Origin of the sequence: Pseudomonas sp. SJZ077, from assembly GCF_007993905.1 — a bacterium.
In the GTDB taxonomy this organism is placed as follows: domain Bacteria; phylum Pseudomonadota; class Gammaproteobacteria; order Pseudomonadales; family Pseudomonadaceae; genus Aquipseudomonas; species Aquipseudomonas mandelii.
Genome location: NZ_VIUJ01000014.1, coordinates 1 through 23,526, shown reverse-complemented (window position 1 = coordinate 23,526; position 23,526 = coordinate 1). Strand labels below are relative to the sequence as shown.

Annotated in this window: 15 protein-coding genes; 10 read left to right on the top strand and 5 right to left on the bottom strand. The window is 60.2% G+C overall.

The genetic code is table 11. The features are described from left to right. Nucleotides 1-216 precede the first annotated feature (216 nt). The gene (locus FBY01_RS20250) at nucleotides 217-588 is read left to right on the top strand and encodes a DUF6124 family protein (RefSeq protein ID WP_145309194.1); all 372 of its coding nucleotides are present in this window, start codon (nucleotides 217-219) and stop codon (nucleotides 586-588) included. 146 nt (nucleotides 589-734) lie between these two features. On the opposite strand, the gene FBY01_RS20245 is transcribed toward FBY01_RS20250, so the two are convergent. Both FBY01_RS20245 and FBY01_RS20240 read right to left on the bottom strand, forming a co-directional pair. Then, a complete protein-coding gene (locus tag FBY01_RS20245; protein ID WP_010457554.1) occupies nucleotides 735-1,094 on the bottom strand; it encodes a PilZ domain-containing protein in 360 nt (119 codons plus the stop codon). Between the two features lie 244 nt (nucleotides 1,095-1,338). After that, complete coding sequence (locus FBY01_RS20240) at nucleotides 1,339-1,716, bottom strand: tol-pal system YbgF family protein (protein WP_077748721.1); 378 nt, start codon at nucleotides 1,714-1,716, stop codon at nucleotides 1,339-1,341. A 157-nt stretch (nucleotides 1,717-1,873) separates the two neighbouring features. Here FBY01_RS20240 and pyk point away from each other — a divergent pair, with 157 nt between their 5' ends. Beyond that, entirely contained in the window at nucleotides 1,874-3,325 is a 1,452-nt protein-coding gene (pyk, locus tag FBY01_RS20235; RefSeq protein ID WP_010457556.1) for a pyruvate kinase, read from the top strand. Nucleotides 3,326-3,569: 244 nt separating this feature from the next. Further along, nucleotides 3,570-4,892 carry a delta-60 repeat domain-containing protein gene (locus tag FBY01_RS20230; protein WP_145309192.1) on the top strand — a complete coding sequence of 441 codons (1,323 nt, stop codon included), beginning with the start codon at nucleotides 3,570-3,572 and terminating at the stop codon, nucleotides 4,890-4,892. A 141-nt stretch (nucleotides 4,893-5,033) separates the two neighbouring features. Here the strand turns inward: FBY01_RS20230 and FBY01_RS20225 are convergent, their stop codons facing one another. Genes FBY01_RS20225 through FBY01_RS20215 form a run of 3 tightly spaced genes read right to left on the bottom strand, consistent with a single transcriptional unit; the run spans nucleotide 5,034 to nucleotide 7,849 of the window. Next, nucleotides 5,034-5,783: an enoyl-CoA hydratase-related protein gene (locus FBY01_RS20225; protein ID WP_145309190.1), complete on the bottom strand. Its 750-nt coding sequence runs from the start codon at nucleotides 5,781-5,783 to the stop codon at nucleotides 5,034-5,036. 31 nt (nucleotides 5,784-5,814) lie between these two features. Beyond that, the gene (locus FBY01_RS20220) at nucleotides 5,815-6,750 is read right to left on the bottom strand and encodes an iron-sulfur-binding ferredoxin reductase (RefSeq protein ID WP_077748724.1); all 936 of its coding nucleotides are present in this window, start codon (nucleotides 6,748-6,750) and stop codon (nucleotides 5,815-5,817) included. Then, nucleotides 6,743-7,849, bottom strand: a complete 1,107-nt coding sequence (locus tag FBY01_RS20215; RefSeq protein WP_145309188.1) for a diguanylate cyclase — start codon at nucleotides 7,847-7,849, stop codon at nucleotides 6,743-6,745. Before FBY01_RS20215 ends, FBY01_RS20220 begins: the two co-directional genes overlap by 8 nt. A 570-nt stretch (nucleotides 7,850-8,419) precedes the next feature. On the opposite strand from FBY01_RS20215, the gene FBY01_RS20210 reads away from it, so the two are divergent. The 7 genes from FBY01_RS20210 to FBY01_RS20185 all read left to right on the top strand — a co-directional run bounded on the left by FBY01_RS20210 (nucleotide 8,420) and on the right by FBY01_RS20185 (nucleotide 23,509). Further along, a complete protein-coding gene (locus tag FBY01_RS20210) occupies nucleotides 8,420-9,943 on the top strand; it encodes a fumarate hydratase (RefSeq protein ID WP_010457560.1) in 1,524 nt (507 codons plus the stop codon). A 238-nt stretch (nucleotides 9,944-10,181) separates the two neighbouring features. Further along, nucleotides 10,182-14,693, top strand: coding sequence for a SpvB/TcaC N-terminal domain-containing protein (locus FBY01_RS20205; protein WP_145309186.1), 4,512 nt, complete (start codon nucleotides 10,182-10,184; stop codon nucleotides 14,691-14,693). Continuing rightward, the gene (locus FBY01_RS20200; RefSeq protein ID WP_145309184.1) at nucleotides 14,690-17,446 is read left to right on the top strand and encodes an RHS repeat-associated core domain-containing protein; all 2,757 of its coding nucleotides are present in this window, start codon (nucleotides 14,690-14,692) and stop codon (nucleotides 17,444-17,446) included. The genes FBY01_RS20205 and FBY01_RS20200 overlap by 4 nt, the downstream gene beginning before the upstream one ends. A gap of 57 nt (nucleotides 17,447-17,503) precedes the next feature. Beyond that, nucleotides 17,504-18,502, top strand: a complete 999-nt coding sequence (locus FBY01_RS31900; protein WP_256664439.1) for a hypothetical protein — start codon at nucleotides 17,504-17,506, stop codon at nucleotides 18,500-18,502. Next, complete coding sequence (locus tag FBY01_RS20195; protein ID WP_256664438.1) at nucleotides 18,465-20,345, top strand: RHS repeat-associated core domain-containing protein; 1,881 nt, start codon at nucleotides 18,465-18,467, stop codon at nucleotides 20,343-20,345. The genes FBY01_RS31900 and FBY01_RS20195 overlap by 38 nt, the downstream gene beginning before the upstream one ends. A 78-nt stretch (nucleotides 20,346-20,423) precedes the next feature. After that, complete coding sequence (locus tag FBY01_RS20190; protein ID WP_145309182.1) at nucleotides 20,424-22,190, top strand: ATP-binding protein; 1,767 nt, start codon at nucleotides 20,424-20,426, stop codon at nucleotides 22,188-22,190. Further along, entirely contained in the window at nucleotides 22,184-23,509 is a 1,326-nt protein-coding gene (locus FBY01_RS20185; RefSeq protein WP_145309179.1) for a sigma-54 dependent transcriptional regulator, read from the top strand. Before FBY01_RS20190 ends, FBY01_RS20185 begins: the two co-directional genes overlap by 7 nt. The last annotated feature ends 17 nt before the right edge of the window (nucleotides 23,510-23,526 follow it).

The following is a 23,526-nucleotide window of genomic DNA, read 5'->3' as shown; positions in this document are numbered from 1 at the left end:
CCAATCAGCGATCGGGTTTAGTCGCCCGGCGGTTCGATACATGTGTATAAGCGTCATCCAGTCGGGTATTCCCTATCCCCGCACTTGATGGTGGCTGTTCGCAGGGCGCCCTCGGGCGCGCCGGAATTCGTATCTCCGCCGGTCGACTAACCTGCTTACAGCCGCCACCCCTCGTTTAGTCGCGAGATGGTGGCAGCCCTATAACGGAGATCGATCATGTTCAAAGCCACACCCAATCCCCCCGAAACCGACCCGGTTTCCCCCTACGCCAGCCTTGATTCAAGAAAGCTCCACGCTGCCGCCGACAAGGCGCTCGACCACTACCTCAAACCTGATGTCGAATCCCTTCGCTCTTCCCAGGACCGTGCCATGAAAATGTTCACCGTTGTCGCCGATGCCAAGCCCGAAGCGCTGAACATCGAGACCTACGAAACCTTTTCCACGGTCAGCACGCTGCTGCTTGACCTGGCGGACAGCCTGGACGACAAGCCGCGGCATCTGGCGATGGCGATTTACCGGATGAGTGAGTTGGGGTTGATGCTGGTGGAGCGGTCGCTGGATAACGAAAAGGCGATCAAGACGACCTGAGCTTGATTATCAGGCGCCTGAGCTGACGCCATCGCGAGCAGGCTCGCTCCTACAGGGATTTTCAGTGACCACAAAATTTATGGACAGCCGATACCCCTGTGGGAGCGAGCCTGCTCGCGATGGCCATTGCCGATGCATCACAACACTCAGGCAGACGCCGGCATCGGCTGAAAACTGAAGTACTGCGTCAACGCCTCCACCAATTGCCCATACTCCGGCGGTGCCCGTTGCAGGCTGAACCCGGCGTCGTAATGGTGGGGGGTTTCGTCTTCATGGCACCACAAACAACACGCCGTCAGGTCAATGACCTGCTGGCAGCCGTCGCTGGCGGGGATTTTCAAACGCAGGTCAAAGTCGACGCCCACCATCATGGGCAACTGACTGATGAGCATCAGCCCGTCTGCGGACACGTTGCCCAAAAAGCCGATGGGTTTGTCGGTGACGCTGTTGAATACTTTCAGAAAATACGGCAGTTGATGCCGCTCGATCCGGCGGTCGGTAAACATGCGCAGTTGGCCCAGCAAGGCCCTTAAGCAGAGCCGCACTAATGCTTCGGAACGTGCCGTTTTTGCTTTTGTTGAAAAGCCTGGCGCGCTCTCCCCGTTCCCGGTGCGTCAGTCCATGAATCCGCTGACGCTTACGGCTGCCGGTCACAGGTATGACCTCGGTCTAGAGACATGGCTCTAAAACCGATCCATTCGACTATAGCTCACCACCGCCGGGCGGCCAGCCTTTGCACGACAACGGCAATCAGAACCGCGTCGGGCGCACGACCGCTGCGGCGCTGCGAGTCGGGTAATGGCCCAGGCTCTGCAAGGTTTCCAGACGGGCGCGGGCGCGGTAGGCGTATTCGCTTTGCGGGTAGGACGCCATGATGAACTGATAAGTCTGCGCCGCATCGATGAACAGCTTCTGCCGTTCCAGGCACTGGCCACGCATCATCGACACTTCCGGCCACACATAAGGCCGCGCACGGCTGGAGCGTTCGACTTTGGACAATTCGAGCATCACCTGCTCGCAATTGCCGCGATCGTAAGCGCTGTAGGCATTATTCAAATGATGGTTCATCGACCAACGGGCGCAACCCGTCACACTGAGGGCAAGGGCGGCAATGAGCACGAATCGCATGGGGGATCTCCTGTCTTGAGCTCTGTATCGACCCGTGAGCAGAAATCTTCAGGAATGTTCGGTTAAAGAAACAAACGAAAAAGTAGTGCAAACGAACAATGACTACACCCGCTGACCATAGTAGCCTCACTCAGCGCTTGAACTCAGGAGTCTTTGCATGTCCGTCCGTCGTACCAAAATCGTCGCTACCCTTGGCCCGGCCAGTAACTCGCCGGAAGTTCTCGAACAGCTGATTCTGGCTGGCCTGGACGTCGCCCGCCTGAACTTCTCCCACGGCACCCCCGACGAGCACAAGGCTCGCGCGAAGCTGGTGCGTGACCTCGCGGCCAAGCATGGTCGTTTCGTGGCCCTGCTGGGTGACCTGCAAGGCCCGAAAATCCGGATCGCCAAATTCGCCAACAAGAAGATCGAGCTGAAGATCGGTGATCAATTCACCTTCTCCACCAGCCATCCTCTGACCGAAGGCAACCAGCAAGTGGTCGGCATCGACTATCCGGATCTGGTCAAGGATTGCGGCGTGGGCGACGAGCTGCTGCTCGACGACGGCCGCGTGGTGATGCGCGTCGATACCGCCACCGCCACCGAACTGAACTGCACCGTACTGATCGGCGGCCCGCTGTCCGACCATAAAGGCATCAACCGTCGCGGCGGTGGCCTGACGGCGCCGGCCCTGACCGAGAAAGACAAGGCCGACATCAAGCTCGCCGCCGAGATGGAAGTGGACTACCTCGCCGTGTCCTTCCCGCGCGACGCCGCCGACATGGAATACGCCCGTCAACTGCGCGACGAGGCCGGCGGTACTGCCTGGCTGGTGGCGAAGATCGAACGCGCCGAAGCCGTGGCCGACGACGACACCCTCGATGCACTGATCAAAGCCTCCGACGCCGTCATGGTGGCCCGTGGTGACCTCGGTGTGGAAATCGGCGACGCCGAGCTGGTGGGCATTCAGAAGAAAATCATTCTGCACGCACGCCGCCACAACAAGGCTGTGATCGTGGCGACCCAGATGATGGAGTCGATGATCCAGAACCCGATGCCGACCCGCGCCGAAGTGTCCGACGTAGCCAACGCCGTGCTCGACTACACCGACGCCGTGATGCTCTCGGCGGAAAGTGCTGCCGGCCTGTACCCGCTGGAAGCCGTGCAAGCGATGGCGCGCATCTGCATCGGCGCGGAAAAGCATCCGACCAGCAAGACCTCCAGCCACCGCATCGGCAAAGTGTTCGAAAGCTGCGACCAGTCCATCGCCCTGGCGGCCATGTACACCGCCAACCACTTCCCGGGCGTGAAGGCGATCATCGCCCTGACCGAAAGTGGCTACACGCCGTTGATCATGTCGCGCATCCGTTCTTCGGTGCCGATCTACGCGTTCTCCCCGCACCGCGAAACCCAGGCCCGCGCGGCGATGTTCCGTGGCGTCTACACCGTTCCGTTCGACCCGGCATCGCTGCCGCCTGAGCAAGTCAGCCAGGCCGCGATCGACGAGTTGCTCAAGCGCGGCGTTGTCGAGAAAGGCGACTGGGTCATCCTGACCAAGGGCGACAGCTACCACACCATCGGCGGCACCAACGGGATGAAAATCCTGCACGTTGGCGATCCGATGGTCTGAGTGATCAGAACGGCTGAAACAGAAAACCGCCATGTGAATGGCGGTTTTTTTTCGCCTGAAGAACGGCGCCCTGGACAATGACAGACCTGTCTACTGTCAGGTTTGACAGTAGACAGGTCTGGCCCCGTGACCGTCCAATCAAGCCTGGGCCACGAATTCGCCTCCCAACTGGACATGAGGAAAACGTCTTCATCTTCTGGTCTGCGGCAGCCGGCCTCATCGTACCCACCACGGAGATCGCTAAATGAAGACTCAACGCACCGCCGAGGCCGGCATGCTGGACGAAAGTTTTGCGGACAAGGGCATTGCCTGGATTGGTTTTGGCCAATACACGGTGGCCAGAATTGAAAGTATCAAAAGCGTCGGGGAAGGTACTGAAGGCAAAATCTATTTCGCGGGCTGGTACCACGACAACAACATGGCAATGTCTTTGTACTTGTTGGGTCGACTGAATGCCGACGGCTCTGCCGATAAAACGTTTGGCGAAGAAAGTGATGACGGTGTCGTCGTGGGGCGCTTCAAGGGCCTCAGTTCAACCGTAAAGTCGCTGGCGATTCAACCTGACGGCAAAATCCTTTTATTTGGTAGCGCCACCGGCAGTGAGTTTCTTCGGGCACCGGCCTTTGCGCGTTATAGCGCTGATGGAAAGCTTGACCGCAGTTTCGGCGAAAACGGCGACGTGGTTCACAACATTATTGTGCATCCCCCAGCTCGTACCGCTCGCCAGAATGAATTGCAATCAGCCACCGACAGTTCCTCAAACCCCTTCGGCGTAGAAATCCTGCCCGATGGAAAAATACTTGCGTTCAAGCATCATACGTTTGGCGACTTGAATACAGCGGTAGGTCTGATTATTCGACTCGACGATAGAGGATCGCTGGATCTGGATTTTAATCAAATTGGCCATATCGTTGTCTCCCATCCCGACTATTTGTTTAACCACACACAACTCATGAGCATCATGGTGCAGGCCGACGGCAAGTACCTGGGGTGTGGAGCGGTCTGGGATGAACGTGAACCTCACGCTGCCATGTTTGTGCGCTACCACCCGCAGGGTACTCTCGACGACTCGTTCGCAGATCGTGGATTTGCCATTATCAAAGGCCCGGTCGACATGGGCGGATTACGCCTCGAGGCGATGGCTCAACAGCCCAATCAACGTATTTTGGGAATTGGTGCGACCATCACACCTTCAAACGACAGGGGCCTGCTGCTGAGCATCGAACCCGACGGCTCGCCCAATATTCAGTTCAACCGGGGATTGCCCTTGCTTACCGAGCTGGAGCCAGACGCCTTGACCGCGTGGACAGCGGGCGCCATTCAAGAGGATGAGAGAATTGTGGTGGTGGGAGGCGTCGGGACTGCCGATGGCGAAGTCGATATCGTTGTTGCACGGTTTATCGATGAACAGTTTGATCCCGAATTCAATGGCACAGGCTATGTTCGCACCGAGGTGGAGCCTGGGACTGAAGTCGCGACAGGCATGGCGTTGCAGAGCGACGGTAAAATAGTGGTCGCCGCCTACACCGGGAGCAAAAAACTCATCATTTTGCGTTACCTGTCGTAGTGGTCAGCAACGTCAGCCCCGCCATGTGAATGACGGGGTTTTTTGGTGATCGTTCCCACGCTCCGCGTGGGAATGCCTCTACGGACGCTCCGCGTTCGGCTCTTGATGGGACGCGGAGCGTCCCGGGCTGCATGATCGGTGTCAATGCCGTTTGATAAAAGCCGACAATGCCGCCAACGCTTCCGGCGAACGCAACCTTTGGGTGAACAACGCGCCCTCTTCTTCGATCACTGTGCGCAGCTGCTCCCGGCCCGGCGCTTTCATCAATTGCTTGCTGATCCGCACCGCTTCCGGTGGCAATGACTCAAACCGCAACGCCATCTCCCGCGCCTTGGCCAACGCCGCTTCGCCACTGCCCAACGCTTCGGTGGCAATGCCCCACGCCGCAGCCTGCTCACCGCTAAACCCGTCACCCAACAGCAACAGCTCCGCTGCTTTGGCATGCCCGAGCAATCGCGGCAGGATCAGGCTCGAACCAAACTCCGGACACAACCCGAGGTTCACGAACGGCATGCGCAACCGCGCATCACGGCTGACATACACCAGATCGCAATGCAGCAACAGCGTCGTGCCGATCCCCACCGCCGCGCCCGCCACGGCGGCGATCACCGGTTTGCGGCATTCCAGCAAGTTGAGCATGAAGTGGAACACCGGGCTGTCGAGGTTGCTCGGCGGTTGCTGGATGAAGTCGGCGATGTCGTTGCCGGCAGTGAAGCACTCGGCGCTGCCGGTGATCAGAACGGCGTTGATGTCGGGGTCGGTGTCGGCCTGTTTCAGCGCGTCGGCCAAGTGGCTGTACATGGCGCGGGTCAGGGCGTTTTTCTTGTCGGGGCGGTTCAGGCGCAGGGTCAGCAGGCCGCGTTCGCGTTCAAGCTGGATGGCATCGGTCATGGCGAGTCTCGCGTCGTTAAACGATCAGCGCTCAACCACGGGGAACAAAGACATCCGCCAGCAGTTGGTTGCGCGGCAACCCGGCCAGGTACAAACGCCGGGCAAAGGCGTCGACACTGTCGGGGGCTCCGCAGACTAAGGCCAGGGTTTGCCGGGAAACAAGCCGCAGTTGCGCCAACGCCTGCGGCAACTCGGCCGGGGTCCAGCATTCAATGCTGAGGTTTTCACGCACATCGGCCATGGCTTGCAGGGGCTTGGCCAGGTAATGCTCGCTGGCGTCATGGGCGAGGTGAATGACGCGGATGGCGCCTTGGTGATCCTGACGCAACGCTTCGCGCAACACACCGAACAACGGCCCCAGTCCCGTACCGGCAGCCATCAGCCACAGCGGTCGAGTGCTCCAGTCCGGGTCATATTGCAACGCTCCGCCACGCAGTTCGCCGAGGCGGATCGGGTCGCCGATTTTCAGCTGACGGGCCGCGTCGCTGAATTCACCCCGCTGTCGACAATCGAGGTGGAACTCCAAAAAGCGGTCCTCTTCCGGCAGGCTCGCCAAGGAGTAGGGCCGTGCCACGTTGCCCGCCCACAACACCAGATGCTGCCCGGCGCTGTAGCGTAACGGTCGCTCGGTGGTCAGGCGCAACCGCAATACGCTGGCGCTCAACCAATCAACGGCGGCGACTTGCGCGGGGCGGCCGTCGACGTGTGGATCGAAGGCATGCACCTGCAAGTCCTCGACCACCTGGCACTGACACGCCAGACGCCAACCTTGCTGACGCTGTTCAGCGCTCAAGGCATCGGGACGACTGTCGCTGGGCAAGCCTTGAACGCATTGCACCAGGCACGCATGGCAACTGCCGGCGCGACAACTGTAGGGCACGGCCACGCCGTTCTGATTCAGGGCATCGAGCAGGTTGCTGCCCGGGGCCACGGACCAATGGCGCTCGCCGACGCGCAACTCAGGCATCGACGTTCTCCCACGCCGCCGCGCAGCGATTGCGCCCGTCACGCTTGGCGCGGTAAAGCGCCTGGTCGGCGCGCTGCAAGGCGTCGTCGAGGTCATCGCCCAACTCCAGCAACGTCATGCCGGCGGACAAACTGAGGTGGGCGACGTTGAGTCCGATCAACTCGACATCGGTAAAGGCGATGCGCAGCCGCTCGCAACAAGAGGTCAGGCGTTCGGCGTTGCAGTCGGGCAGCAACACCACGAACTCCTCGCCACCATAACGGGCCAGCACATCGCCCTCTCGCAGGCAGGCGGTGGCCACGCCGGCAAAGGCTTGCAGCACCTGATCGCCAGCAGCGTGGCCATGAACGTCATTGATGCGTTTGAAGTGGTCGAGGTCGATCAACGCCAGGCCATGCACCACGCCCGCCTCCATCGCGTTCAGCTCGCGGGAAGCCAGGCGCAGGAAATGCCGGCGGTTGAACAGCCCGGTCAGTTCGTCGGTGGCGACCAGGTCTTCGAGCTGGCGCATCATCCCGCGCAGGGTGTCCTGGTGCGCCTGCAAGGCAAACCGTCGTTGGCGCATACGTTGACGCGAGGCCTGGACGTAACGGGCATAAAGCTCCAGCCACACCAACACGATAAACAGCACGCACACCTGCAACGCGGCCAGCGCCGGGTCGTGCAACTGGAAGTGGTAGCCCTCCCATAGCGTGATCGCACTGAAACTGAAAAACACCAACAGGGCACAGCGCACAAACGCACGGCGCGAAAGATGGAACAGCCCGAACAACATGATCAGCAGGTAGAACACCAGGAACGCGCCGCGCGCCTCATCCAGATTGGCAATCAGCCATGTCTGCCACCCCAGGCCCATCAATACTTGTGCTTCGGTCAGGCTCGGGTCGGAAAAGCGCAGGTTGCAGCCGCTGTAAAACACCGCGAACAACGTCCCCTGGGTGATCACCACCAGCGCGCTGCCGATGGCCACGCTGGTCAGCGGCTCATCGTAATGCCCGGTGAAAAACGCCATCCACAGCAAGACCAAAGCCAGGGCGTAGGTGCCGGCTGCGAGGGCGAAGCGTTTGAGCAAAAGCCGTTGGATGGCGTTATGGGTCAATCGTTGACTCACCGTGCGAAAGGAGGCTGATCGAGTGTCCTACTCTACAGACCGAATGCCACTTTAGTGGGGTGTCTGATAAATGACCATTCAATTTTCGGGGCAGAAAACTGGCGTCAAAAGCATGTCCCTGAATGACACAAAACCTGTGGTGAGGGAGCTTGCCTGTGGCGAGGGGATTTATCCCTGTTCGACTGCGAAGCAGTCGCCCATCCGACACACGGGGTATACCTGTCTCACCGAGGTGTAGCTATCGGGGGCGGCTTCGCCACCCAACGGGGCGGGGCGACGTTTCGCTAAATCCCCACACCGCAGATAAATCCGCCTGCCGCAAGATTGACTTTCGGCGGGTGTGCCCGGAACCGAGGCGCGGTATACTGCCGCGCCTTTTTAGCGTCGCGCCAGCAGCCCCGGCGTGCCCTGACTCTTCGAGCCAGCTTCAAGTTGCAAGCTCCAAGCAGCAAGCTCAAAGCAGTACACAAACTGCTCTTACTTGCCGCTTGTAGCTCAAAGCTTGAAGCTGGCTCGAAGAGCTATTGAATGTTCCCGTCTTTTAGAGGAGCGCGACTCATGACCGTGATCAAGCAAGACGACCTGATTCAGAGCGTTGCCGACGCCCTGCAGTTCATTTCCTATTACCACCCCGTTGACTTCATCCAGGCGATGCACGAGGCCTACCTGCGCGAAGAATCGCCGGCAGCTCGTGATTCGATGGCGCAAATCCTGATCAACTCGCGCATGTGTGCCACCGGCCACCGCCCGATCTGCCAGGACACCGGCATCGTCACCGTCTTCGTCCGCGTGGGCATGGACGTGCGTTGGGATGGCGCCACCATGGGCCTGGACGACATGATCAACGAAGGCGTGCGCCGGGCTTACAACCTGCCGGAAAACGTCCTGCGTGCCTCGATCCTCGCCGACCCGGCGGGCGCTCGTAAAAACACCAAGGACAACACCCCGGCCGTTATCCACTACTCCATCGTTCCGGGTAACACCGTGGAAGTGGACGTGGCAGCCAAGGGCGGCGGCTCCGAGAACAAGTCGAAAATGGCCATGCTCAACCCGTCCGACTCGATCGTCGACTGGGTATTGAAGACCGTTCCGGAAATGGGCGCCGGCTGGTGCCCACCGGGCATGCTCGGCATCGGCATCGGCGGCACCGCCGAGAAAGCCGCGGTCATGGCCAAGGAAGTGTTGATGGAGTCCATCGACATTCACGAGCTGAAAAAGCGCGGCCCGTCCAATCGCATCGAAGAGATGCGCCTGGAACTGTTCGAGAAGGTCAACCAACTGGGCATCGGCGCCCAGGGCCTCGGTGGCCTGACCACCGTGCTCGACGTGAAGATCATGGATTACCCGACCCACGCCGCTTCGCTGCCGGTGTGCATGATCCCGAACTGCGCCGCCACCCGTCACGCGCACTTCGTATTGGATGGCTCCGGCCCGGCGACCCTGGAAGCGCCACCGCTGGACGCCTACCCGGAAATCGTCTGGGAAGCCGGCCCGTCGGCCCGTCGCGTCAACCTCGACACCCTGACCCCGGAAGACGTGCAGAGCTGGAAGCCGGGCGAAACCGTCCTGCTCAACGGCAAGATGCTCACCGGTCGCGACGCCGCGCACAAGCGCATGGTCGAGATGCTGAACAAAGGTGAAACCCTGCCGGTCGATCTGAAAGGTCGCTTCATCTACTACGTCGGCCCGGTTGATCCGGTGCGCGAAGAAGTGGTGGGCCCTGCCGGTCCGACCACCGCCACGCGGATGGACAAGTTCACCCGTCAGATCCTCGAGCAAACCGGCCTGTTGGGCATGATCGGCAAATCCGAGCGCGGCCCGACCGCGATCGAAGCGATCAAGGACCACAAAGCCGTTTACCTGATGGCAGTGGGCGGCGCAGCTTACCTGGTGGCGCAAGCGATCAAGAAATCCCGTGTCGTGGCATTCGCCGAACTGGGCATGGAAGCGATCTACGAGTTCGACGTCAAAGACATGCCGGTGACTGTTGCAGTAGACAGCAAGGGCGAGTCGGTACACATCACCGGTCCTGCCATCTGGCAGAAAAAGATCAGTGAAAGCCTGGCGGTCGAAGTGCAATAAGCACTGCGACTTTGCCAAAACGGCCGGCTCGTCTGAATGGACGACCCGGCCGTTTTTTTTGCTTGCGAATAATGCCGATGGCATTAAAAGCGATCCGCTTACAGCTATTTGATCTAGAACCCCCCTCCTGATCTGTCAGATCTGACAGGTTACGCAAGACTCCCAGCTTGTTAGCGTCTGATCCATCACGCGACACCGTTGCCACGGGCGAACGCCAGGCCAAAACAGGATCAGCCCCATGGAAGACCAAGCGTCCCTGAATATCGTCGCACCCGCGATTGCCAAGAGCACTTCGATCGCCAGCATCGGCAATGATTGGGCTAAAGTCGGTTGGACGGGAAGCGCGTCTTTCGCGCTGTCGCTGCCGAGTTCAGCGGGACGCGGCTGCGATCCCCAGCTCTCGTTGAGTTACAGCAGCCAGTCGGCGAACGGACCGTTCGGCATCGGCTGGCAGTTGAACCTCGGCGCCATCACTCGCCAGACCAGTAAAGGTGTGCCGCGCTATACCGGCGATGATGTGTTCATCAGCCCTCTGGGTGAGGAGTTGATGGCCGAGCGCAACGCCAGCGGTGAGATCGAGGAACGTGAAGTCTCTGAATACCGTGGCCTGTCTGTCGGCAAGCACGCTGTGCTGCGCTATCGGCCACGGGTCGAAAGCACGTTCGATTTGATCGAATTCTGGTATTCCGATTCGAACCCGGAAGGGTTCTGGCTGGTGCACGGAGCTGATGGCAGCCTGCACCTGTTCGGCAAGATCGAAAGTGCGCGCAAGGCAGACCCGCTGGACTCAAAGCGAATTGTTGCCTGGTTGTTGCAGGAGAGCATGAATGCCTGGGGCGAGCATATCCGCTACGAATACCTGAAAGACCAGGCCCCTGGAGAAGAAACCGTCCCGCATGACTACCGCGCACAACGCTACGTCCATCGCGCGTTGTATGGCAACGTTGCCGCGTATGACCAGTTGTACGGCTGGGACTTGCCGCAGACACCGACGCCTGCATGGCATTTCCACTTGGTGTTCGACTACGGCGAGCGCACCCGGGAGCTGACTGAAAAACCGGTGTATGACGGCCCGACGCTCAAGCCCTGGCTGATTCGTGAAGACCCCTTTTCGTCCTATCGACAGGGCTTTGAAGTGGGCACTCGCCGCCTTTGCCAGCAAGTGCTGATGTTTCACAGTTTTCCGGAGTTGGGCAGCGAACCTGTGCTGGTCCGGCGCTTGCTGCTGGAGTACGCGGCCAACACAACCCCCTGGTCTTACAGCCAGATCGCGGCGGCGCATTATCAGGCGTATGACGCCGACGGCACCGTGGAAAACATGCCCCCGGTGGAGTTCGACTATTCGGCGTTTGAACTCAATAAAGAGCCGGTTGCCTTCTTCCCGTTCGAGAACATGCCGAGCCTTGAAGACAGCGGACTCTATCAATGCGTCGACCTGTTCGGCGAAGGCCTGCCGGGCTTTCTGTGTCGCCATGACCAATGCTGGTACTACCGCGAGCCCTTGCGTGCCACCACGGGCCCTGACCACATTCACTACGGCCCGTGGACAGCGCTGACGAAAATCCCGGTGGCCGACCGCAATAAACCTGCGCATCAAGCCCTGATGGACATGACCGGAGACGGGCGTCTGGACTGGATTGTCGCCCAACCCGGCATGTGTGGTTTTTACACGCTGAACCCGGATCGGAGCTGGTCAACCTTCATCCCCTTTTCGGCCTTCCCGGTGGAGTTTTTCAACACCCTTTCGCAGCTGTGCGATTTGACCGGCGACGGGCTCAGCTCGCTGGCGCTGATCGGCCCCAACGCCGTGCGCTTCTACGCCAATCAGCGTGAAGACGGCTTTGCCAGGGCCGAAGATGTCCTGCATGACCCCGACCGTTTGCCCATCTTCAGCAACTCAAGCAGCGAACTGGTGCTGTTGAGCAATCTGCTGGGCAGCGACATGACCGAGTTGTGCCGCATTCGGCACAACGAAATCAAATGCTGGCCAAATCTGGGGCACGGACAATTCGGCAGCGGTTTTGTCATCAGCGGCCCTAGTTTCGAGTACGCCGCGTTCGACGCCGCGCGGGTGCGAATCGCCGATCTGAATGGCTCCGGTGCCCCGGCGCTCATTTATCTGAATTCCGCTGGCTTTGACATTTACCTCAACCACGGCGGCAATGGTTTTGCACAAACGCCCATCACGGTCCCCTGGCCCGAGGGCGTGCGTTACGACAACCTGTGTCAGGTCACTTTCGCCGACCTGCAAGGGCTCGGCTGCGCCAGCCTGATCCTGACCGTGCCGCACATGAAGCCCCGACACTGGCGCTACGACTTTGTCGGCGCCAAGCCCTACTTGATGATCGCCAGCAACAACAACATGGGGTGCAGCACGCAGGTGGTGCATCGAAGTTCTGCGCAGTTCTGGCTGGACGAAAAACAGCAGCTTCTCCAGCTTGAGCGCCCTCCCGTCTGTTACCTGCCTTTTGCTGTGCAGGTCGTGAGTCAACAAACCCAGCGGGATGAAATCACCGGTAATTGCCTGAATCAGTTTTTCCGGTATTTCGAGGCCTGGTATGACCATCAGGACCGGGAGTTCCGTGGCTTCGGAAGGCTGGACCAAACCGACAGCGAAACCGGTTCGAACGAAGACGAAAGCTTCACCGCCCCGGCATTGGTCCGCACCTGGTTTCATACCGGCATGCAGATCAATATGCCTCGCGACGGTTATTTAAATCGAGATGATCAGGCACATCCGTTGGGCGACATGCTGTTTTGTCGATATCACCCGGGCGACGAGTACGAAGAAATCATTGCGCCCGGGGATGAAGCCACCGTTCACGAAATCGCCCGCAGCCTGTCGGGTGTCGTACTCAGGGTGGAAACCTATGCGGCGACCGACCAGCTCCCGGAGACGCCTTTTCTGGCGGTCCAGAATCGATACATCGTCCGTAACGTGCGTGAGCGTGGCGACCACCACCCCGACACGGTGTTGATGACGTCGCTGCTGGAAGAAATCCACTATCACTATGAGCGTTTCGTCGAAGACCCCCTGTGCCGCCATGTCATCAACTTGAGCCGGGACGAGTTTGGGCTCACCACTCACAGCATCACGGTCAGCTACGCACGGCGCCTGACAGAGCAAGACGAACCGCCATTTACCGATATCGATGAACGGCAATGGTGGAAGGACGCCCATGATCCGGCGCAGCAGTCCTACTACTTGAGCGAAACCCGCGCCGGGTTTATTCACCAGGTCGATCCGCAAGGCTGGAGGCTCGGCCTGCCCTATCGGCAACGCGGCAATGCCTTGGTATTGCCCAAGAAGCCAGCCGCTGAAGGGCTTGATCCCAGCGTGATTTCTTATGAGCAGTTCCTCGAGCTGTTCGACTCTCCCGAATGGGCGGCCCGGCGGGAATTGACGTCGCAATCGGTGCAGCGCTACGTCTCTACAGCGAATGAAACATTGCCGGAGGGCACGGCCGGGTTCGAAGCCCTGACGGGGCCGATGGAAATCGCACAACTGAACAAGGCAGCGCTGGCGGTCTACGGCGATGTGCCAGATCCGTCGTTCGATATCCGGGCAGAACTGGAGCGTATCGGTTATCTGTGCATGAAGCTGTTTCTGGGCACGGACGCAGAGGCCGACGAAGAAGAGGACCAACAGAGAAATCTTTGGTCCGCCCTCCACAACTTTGCCCGATATGCAGACCTCGATCACTTCTACAAGGTCGAGGGGGTCAACGAAACGCTAAGCCACGGCATCACCAAGGTTCAATACGACAGTTACTGCCTGCTGATCAACCGCTTCGAGCTGCCGGATGGCTGCACCACACTCGCCGAGCATGACTATCACGCGTTGACAACGTTGCGCACCACCGATGCCAACGACAACGTTGAAGAAGTCCTCAACGATCCGTCCGGTCCGCACACGGTCACCTTCTATGGAACAGAAAACGCTGTGCGTGCCGGCTTTGACGCCATCGCCGACTATGTCCGGCCCGTTGACGCCAGCCCGGTCACAGCCATCGAATCCCCCGAGGACGCGCTACAAAAAGCCGCCAGTACCTTTCGCAAAGACCTGCTCAGCTGGATGGGTCAGCTCACCCATCCCGTCGAGCAGACACCCGACTGGCTGGCTGAGGGGACCGCCAAAGGTTACGTGTTGCCAAGCCTGCACATCCGCGCCAGTGCGCGCCTGCTCCTGGGCCGGCTCAAGTCCCGGACAACGGCGGAGCAGGCGCTGTGGGACCTGCTGCTCAGCGTGCCGCGCATTCCGCTGCACAGCGTCGTCATTTCCGCTGACCGGTACCCGGATGATGACCAACCCGCGAACTTCCAGATCATCCTGTCGTTGATCGACGGTTTCGGACGCCCCCTGCAAACCCAGCAACGGGTTGAGCCCGGTGATGCCTATGTCGTGGAAAACGGCAAACTGGTGATCGAAGACGGCAAGCCCAAGGTGACACACGCCGACCAGCGCTGGCGTATCAGCGCACGTGTTGAATACAACAACAAGGGACTGCCGGTACGCACCTATCGCCCCTATTTCGCCAACGCTTACGGCTACATTGATGACGATTGCTTCAAGGAATACGGCCATCACGATAAAAGTTTCTACGATGTGCTGGGTCGCCTGATCAAGGTCATCAACGCCAAGGGCGATGTCGCCTACACCCTCCTCCACCCCTGGTACAAAACTGTTCTGGACTTTAATGACACCTACAGTGAGCCTGCTTCGAACGCGAGCAAGGTGGACATGCAATGAGCAACTCCGCCCACTGGAACACCGCCGCAATAGAGTCAAATGATGCGCGTGGATTGGCAGCGCGCCATATCGCCTACCTGCGCAAAACGCCAGAGGACGCGCTTGAACCGCTGATCACCCGGCAACGCCATGACGTGATCGGCCACCTGGTGGAACAACGGGACCCGCGCCAGGCCGATGCGCTCAAGCCCAACCTGGCCACGGTTTATGGACTTGCCGGGCAACCCGTCATGGTCGACAGCGTTGACGCCGGCTGGCGGATCAGCCTGCCGGGGCTGGCCGGAGAAATCCTCCAGCGCTGGGACGCACGCGGCAGCCATTGGCGCACCGTGTACGACGAGCAGTTGCGCCCCGTTGCCATCGATGAAAACGACCAACCGAACGTCGAAATCTTCAGCTATGCCGATGCCGGCGCCGATAAAGCCTTTAACCTCTGCGGCCAGTTGATCAGCCAGGTCGACCCCTCGGGCACCATGGAATGGCTCAGCTTCGGCCTGCAGGGCCAAGCGCTGAATGACAGCCGGACGATCACCGGTGCCGGCACGTTCCCAAGCCACCGGACCTACAGCCCGCTCGGTGCGCTGCTGACCCAGACCGATGCCGGCGATCACCGGCAACGGATGGTTTACGACCGCGCCGGACAACTGCAACAGGTGCAGTTGCGGCTCACTCCCGCCGAGGCCTGGCAGTCTGTGCTGGAAGACGCGCGCTACAACGCCGCCGGCCAGATCATCGAGCAGCATGCCGGCAACAAGGTGCTCAGCACCTGGGCTTACGATGACGCCGATGGCCGTCTCACCACGTTGAAGGCGGGTGTGCCCGGACAGGGCCTGCTCCAGCATTTTCAGTACGCCTATGACCGTGTCGGTAACGTGCTGCGCATCGACGATCTCACCTTCAAACCGGTGTACTTCGCCAATCAGCTCATCGACGGCCACCGCGGATTCATCTACGACACGCTGGAACGATTGATTTGCGCCAACGGCCGTGACGCCGCCCCGAGCACCGGCCTGCCTGGCCGCCCTTCGCCGACCGATCCCGACCACCTCCTCAACTACACACAGAAATACGAGTACGACGAAGGCAACAATCTGATCAAGCAGGTCCATGAACGTGCCGTGGGCAATTACACCCAACAGATGCGCATCGACCCTACCAGCAACCGCGGGGTGCGCTGGAAACCGGGTGACCCCGAGCCGGTGTTCGACACCCTGTTCGACGCCCACGGCAACCTACACGCCTCGGCCCCCGGAAGGCCCCTGGACTGGAACAGCCGCGATGAACTGGCCCGGGCGGTGCTGGTTGAACGTGACGACGGCCGCCACGATACCGAAGTCTTTCGCTACAGCCAGGGCGAACGGGTGTTCAAGCGCCATGAATGGCAAGCCGCGACCTTCACCCACTTTCATCAAGTGCTGTACTTGCCGGGGCTGGAAATCCGCACCCGCGACAATGGCGAAACGCTGCACGTCATCACCGTGCCGGGGGGCCGTGGCAGCGTGCGTTGCCTGCATTGGGTCAGCAACAAACCGGACGGCATCGAACAGGATCAGTTGCGCTACACCCTCGACGACGAGTTGGGTTCATGCCTCATGGAACTGGACCAGGCCGCCCGGCTGATCAGCCACGAAGGCTATTACCCGTTCGGCGGCACGGCCTGGCTGGCGGCGGCTTCCCTGCTGGAAGTCGGCTACAAAACCCTCCGTTATTCGGGCAAGGAAATGGATGAATGCGGGCTTTATTACTACGGCGCTCGATACTACGCGCCATGGTTGCAGCGTTGGGTGAGTGCCGATCCGGCGGGGGAAGTGGATGGGCTGAATCTCTACAGATTTGTAAGGAATAATCCGTTGCGCTATGTCGATAACGACGGCGAGGCAAGCGGCGAAGCGGTCATTCGCAACTATTCAAGTTTCATTTCTGTCCTGGTCGCTTACGCCACTCAAACGCTCGAGCAAATCGACAACATAATCAATAAAACCAACATCGCCAAAGACCTGGCGAAAAACCTGGCCGGGGAATCGATAAATGCAGCCATCGGTTTTGCAGGCGGGTATTACGGGGCTGGAGAGGTCGGCATCGTGTTGCCGGACAAGCCACACATTGCATTCCTCACCAAGCAAAGCAAACCGCCTTTTTCAGAAGGTCTGACCGGTGGCAATCTGGGCGGTGAGCTGGCTGGCTCCGCGGGTGGGGCTATTTTGCCGACCTCCGGCCTGATCAGGCCTCTCATCCCGCAGACATCCACGATGTCCATCAAGGAAATTGATCGTCAAGTCGGCGTCCATGTGGCGGATGATTCGTATGACTGGCTGGGAAGCGGTATCAGTATTGCCCTGAACAATGTCATCGGCTCGGTGGTACCCGGGGTCGGCGCCATCCTCGCCATGGGGTCCAGGGTTCAGGAAGCTGAAGACATCAATAATCGACTGGACCCCGTCAAGATCCTCAAAATAGAGCGGATGCTGGATGAGTGGGAAAGCGTCGACAATGAACGCTTCGCCCAATTCGAAAAAGCGTTTGACGCCGCCGGTGTCGATACCCTCTACCCGCAGCGTACAACCCTCAATGTCAGTGGCTCGGCCCCCGAAGCCATACACCGTATCGATGTGCAACGTGCTCATCACAAGACACAAGATCTTATTCGCCGAAGCAAAGCGGGTATGGCGCGATACAGGGAAATGGGCACGACAGACAACCAATTCCTGGCAAGGCAAGCACGCACTGCGAGTCGTCACCATGCGTCGGCCTGAGCGACCAGCAACACGTTGCGCGCCGCCCTATGACATTGAAATCGGGAGCTGCTGCCCGTGAACACCGCTATCCATAGGGGCACCGCCAATCTTCAAGCCACCGATGCTAGAAGCCTGCCGATTCGCCAGGTGGCTTATCTGCGCAAGAACGCCGGCGACGTTGCGCAATCACTCATCTCGCGGGGCGTTCATAACCTCGCCGGCCACCTGATCGAGCAATGGGATCCGCGGCTCTCCCTCCCGTCCTTGAGCAACGTCTATCGTCTCTCCGGCGACGCCATCCGAATCAACAGCGTGGACGCCGGCAAGCGCTTGATCTTGCGGGGGCTGGCGGGCGAAGAACTCCGGCGCTGGGACGCACGCGGCAATCATTGGCGCACCCGGTACGACGATCAATTGCGCGCCGTTGCCATCGACGAAAACGACCAGGAGAATGTCGAAACCTTCACCTATGCCGACCCATCGGCCAATCCCGCCTTCAACTTGCGTGGTCAGATGATCAAGCAAGTCGATCAATCAGGCACACTCGAACCGGGAAGTTTCAGCCTCCAGGGATCGCCGCTGAGTGAAAGCCGAACGATTGCGGGTGCCGGCATTTTCAGTAGCAATCGGCGCTACAGCCCTCTGGGCGACCTGCTGATTCAAACCGACTCGGGAGGCCATCGGCAGCGCTTGCACTACGACATCGCCGGACAGCTCAAGCAGGTTGTTCTGCAACTCAGCGCCGGCGAATCGCAAACCGTCCTGCAGGATGCGCACTACAACGCCGCCGGCCAGATCACGATGCAAACGGCCGGTAATGGTGTGATCAGCCGATGGACCTATTGCCCGGCCGACGGGCGCCTCACCACCCTCAAGTCGGGGAAACCCGACGAAGCCTTGCAGCAAAATCTCCACTATTTCTACGACCGGATGGGACAACATCCTGCGTATCGAAGACCACACCCTCGCCCCGGTGTACTTCGCCAACCAGCGCGTCGATGGCCATCGGGAGTTTATCTACGACTCGTTGTACCGAGTGACCTGCACCCGGGGTTTCGAGGGCGAAGTCCCTAATCTGGAGTCCGGTTTGCCGGAGCTGATCAAGCCTGTCGACACCGGTCGCCGCTATGGCTACGTCGAAGACTTCACCTACGACGATGGCAACAATCTGATCGAACTGCGCCATCAGCGTGAGGGTAATAATTTCACCCTGCGCATGCGCATCGACCCTGAGAGCAACCGTGGCGTGCGCTGGAAAACAGGTGACCCGGAGCCGGATTTCAAGACCCTGTTTGACCCGCATGGCAATCAATCATCTCTGCAAGACGGCGCGCATGCCCTGATCTGGAACGCCTGGGATCAATTGGAGAAAGTGACCTTGCTCACCCACAGCAACGGCCTGGCGGATGATGGGGAAAGCTACCTCTACAGCCAGGGTGAAAGGGTTTGCAAACGCCACGTCACCCACACTCGGTCAATGACTCACAGCCGCGAGGTCCTTTACCTGCCAGGGCTGGACATTCACACCCGCGACGACGGTCGGGTGTTGCACGTCATTACCCTGCCACTGGCCTTCGGCAGCGTTCGATGCCTGCACTGGGCCAGCGGGGGGCCGGGAGATCTGGAACCTGATCAGCTGCGTTACAGCCTCGACGACCATCTGGGCTCCTGCACGCTGGAACTGGATCGCCATGGCGCCTTGATCAGTCTTGAGTTCTATTACGCGTTTGGCGGCACGGCGTGGTGGGCCGCCCGTTCAGAGGTGGAAGCCGATTACAAAACCATTCGGTACTCCGGCAAGGAAATGGATTGCAGCGGACTTTATTACTATGGCGCCCGGTATTACGCGCCGTGGTTGTGGCGCTGGATCAGTCCCGACCCGGCAGGCGATGTGGACGGGCTGAATCTGTATGCGATGGTGAACAACAACCCGATTGTCTTTACCGATTCCGATGGCCGTATGCGGGAAACCCCGGAGGAACGGGCCGTTAGAAAAACCAGGAGCGAGGAGAGACAAAGAGCGAGGGCCGCCCGATCCGCTTTGAATCAGGCGGCTTACAAACACACCCAAATCGTAAAACTCTCGGCACATAGAGCCCGGGACGCACAACGTCAGATTCTCAACCACGGTTCGGCGGCGGCCCTGGGTTCCTCTACCGCGATCAGAGTCGGGGCACATGTTGCAGGCCAGGTTTTTTCCTATGGGGTTGGAATCGGGATCGGAATCGGGACGGCGGCGTTAGGGGTCGCCGCGGGGCCGGTGGGCGTTGCAGCAGGTCTGGCGACAGGCATTGCGGCAAAAAAAGCGGTGAGTTTCGGTGTCGACTGGGCATCGGAGCGAGCAGGTCTGAGTACCTCGGTCAAACTGAAATCAGGGAAGCTGGACCCTCAGCGAATCATCAGCAAAGGTGAATACAAGACCATGGACCTGGTTCCCTATGCCAGCGGCAAACTCAAAGGCGTCGTGAAAGGTGTCATGGATATGAACAGAAAAGGCCTGTTAAAGGGCGGCAAGGAAGGTGGGAGCCTGGCCGTTTCCGTAGGTCTGAAAGTGGCGGGTGCGCCGATGGCCAGTGAAATGAGTGGCGGACTGTCGGTGCTCCTGGGGCTGCCTGAGATCTTTCATGAGGTCATGGGGGCGGCAGGGGAACTGACGCCCGAGAAGATTGCAAAGCTGGACGCGAACATCAATGGTCTGATTGGCGTATTGCAAGACAGTATGAACAACGTTGCAGCAATGTTCGCAGCCCACGGCATCGAGGCGATCAATACATTCAGCTACATTCCGAGCAAATTTCACAAGGCGTCCGGCGATACGGTTGAGAGCCTGACCCGGATGACCGACAGCGCCATCAATGAACTGCGCAATACCCAGAAACTACTGCACGCGCAGCCGTCCAGAGTCGCCCCTCAATGAGCGGCCACTGTGGCAAAAGCCAGGAAACCGGGCGGCATGCTATGGTGCGCGCCCGTACCTCTTCCTGTTTCCTACCGCATGCTGCCGACTTCTCGCACGTTACGCCTGACGCTGTACACCTTGCTGATCGTTGCCGGTGCCGCACTGGCGGCCGGAATTGCCCTGCGTCACACCGAACGCCAAGCGCTGGTCGAGGACGCTGCGCGGGCCAATCAGCAACTGGCGCTCTACGCCAATTCCCTGCACACCCTGATTGATCGCTACCGCGCCCTGCCCGCCGTGCTGGCGCTGGACCCGGAGTTGCGCGCTGCGCTCAACGGTCAGGTCACGGCGGAACAACAGGACGCGTTGAACCGCAAACTGGAAAAAATCAACGGCGCCGCGCAGTCCTCGACCCTGGAACTGCTCGACCGCACCGGCCTCGCCGTGGCGGCCAGCAATTGGCGCTTGCCCAGCAGTTACGTCGGCCACAACTATGGTTTCCGCCCCTACTTCAGCCAGACCCGCACCCAGGGCACCGGGCGTTTTTATGCGGTGGGGGTGACCAGCGGCATTCCGGGCTATTTCCTGTCCAGCGCGGTCACCAGCGACGCCGGCGAGTTCCTCGGCGCGATGGTGGTGAAGCTTGAGTTTCCGGAACTCGAGCGCGAATGGCGTCAGGGCAGCGACACGCTGCTGGTCAGCGACGCACGCGGCATTATCTTCATCGCCAATCAGCCGGGCTGGCGCTACCGCTCGTTGAAACCCTTGAGCGACAGCGATCACGCTGAGCTCAAGGCCACCCGCCAATACGACAAACAACCGCTGACCCCGCTGGACTATCAATCGCTGCAGCGCTTCGACGACAACAGCGATCTGGCGCGGGTCGTCGGTCCTGACGGCACGGCCAATTACCTCTGGGAATCGCTGCCACTGAGCACGGAAGGCTGGACCCTGCACCTGCTGCGCCGCCCGCACGTCGCCTTCGAAGACAGCCGCAACGCCGCACTCGCCGCTGCCGGGCTGTGGCTGGCGCTGGTGTTTCTGTTGCTGTTCCTCAACCAGCGCTGGCGCCTGGCGAAAATGCGCCAGCGCAGCCGTGAAGAACTCGAACAATTGGTCGAAGAGCGCACCCGCGACCTGCGCACGGCTCAGGACGGTCTGGTGCAATCGGCCAAACTCGCGGCCCTCGGCCAGATGTCCGCCGCCCTCGCCCATGAAATCAATCAGCCACTGACCGCCCAGCGCATGCAACTGGCGACCTTGCGTCTGCTGCTCGATCACGGTCGGGTCGACGATGCCTACAAGGCGTTGAAACCGGTGGACGACATGCTGACGCGCATGGCCGCCCTCACCGGGCACCTGAAAACCTTCGCCCGCAAAAGCCCCAGCGGCTTGCGCGAACGTCTGGACCTGGCGGCGGTGGTGGACCAATCGCTGCAATTGCTCGACGCGCGCCTGCGCGATGAGCAGGTCAGCACCGTGCTGCACCTGACGCGTCCGGCGTGGGTGCGCGGTGATGCGATTCGTCTGGAACAGGTGTTGATCAACCTGCTGCGCAATGCGCTAGATGCGATGCAGGACAAACCCTGCAAACGCCTGGAAATCCGCCTCGAACCCGACGAGCAACTCTGGCGCCTGACCGTCACCGACAATGGCGGCGGCATCGCCGAAGAGCATCTGCCGAACGTGTTCGATCCGTTCTTCACCACCAAACCGGTGGGTGATGGCCTGGGTCTTGGCTTGGCGGTATCGTTTGCCATCGTGCACGAATCGGGCGGTCGCCTGAGCGCCGACAATCATGCCAACGGCGCCGTGTTCACCGTGACTTTACCCATCGACCTGGAGGCCCACAGTCCATGCTGAATTCCGTGATGGTGGTCGACGACGAAAGCAGCATTCGCAGCGCCGTCGAGCAATGGCTGAGCCTGTCGGGTTTCGAGGTGCAACTGTTCAGCCGCGCCGATGAGTGCCTGGCGCAATTGCCCAGTCACTTTCCAGGGGTGATCCTCAGCGACGTGCGCATGCCCGGCATGACCGGCCTGGAGCTGCTGGCCGAAGTTCAGCGCCGTGATGCCGACTTGCCGGTGATTCTGCTGACCGGCCATGGCGATGTGCCGATGGCGGTCGACGCCATGCGCGATGGCGCCTACGACTTTCTGGAAAAACCCTTTAGCCCGGAAACCCTGCTGAGCAGCTTGCGCAGGGCGCTGGACAAGCGCCGGCTGGTGCTGGAAAACCGCGCCTTGCATGAGTTGGCCGACAACCGCGCCAAACTCGACGCGACGCTACTGGGCGTGTCACGCGGTTTGCAGACGTTGCGCCGACAGGTGCTGGATCTGGCGACGCTGCCGGTCAACGTATTGATCCGTGGTGAAACCGGCAGCGGCAAAGAGTTGGTCGCCCGCTGCCTGCACGACTTCGGGCCGCGCGCGGACAAGCCGTTTGTGGCGCTCAATTGCGCAGCGATTCCCGAGCAGTTGTTCGAGGCGGAATTGTTCGGCCATGAGAGCGGCGCGTTCACCGGCGCCTCGGGTAAACGTATCGGCAAGCTTGAATACGCCGATGGCGGCACGCTGTTTCTCGATGAAATCGAAAGCATGCCCCTCGCCCAGCAGGTGAAATTGCTGCGGGTGTTGCAGGAGCAGAAGCTTGAGCGGTTGGGCTCCAATCAGAGCATTCGCGTGGATCTGCGGATCATCGCCGCGACCAAGCCTGATCTGCTGGATGAGGCACGGGCCGGGCGTTTTCGCGAGGACCTGGCGTATCGCTTGAACGTCGCTGAGTTGCGCCTGCCGCCCTTGCGCGAGCGGCGTGAAGACATTCCGTTGTTGTTCGAATCGTTTGCGCAGAAGGCCGCCGAACGTTTGGGCCGCACGTTTCCACCGTTGAGCGGCCCGCAGTTGAGCCATCTACTGAGCCACGACTGGCCGGGCAATGTGCGCGAATTGGCAAACGTGGCCGAACGTCAGGTGCTGGGGCTGGGCGAGCCGGAACCGGTCGGCATCGATCCCGGCCAGTCGCTGGCGGCGCAGGCCGAAGCGTTCGAAGCGCATTGCCTGCGCGCGGCGCTGACCCGGCACAAGGGCGACGTGAAAGCGGTTCTGGAAGAACTGCAACTGCCGCGCCGGACCTTCAATGAAAAGATGCAGCGGCATGGGCTGACTCGGGAGATGTTCTCGTAGTGCCTGAACGGCCCCCT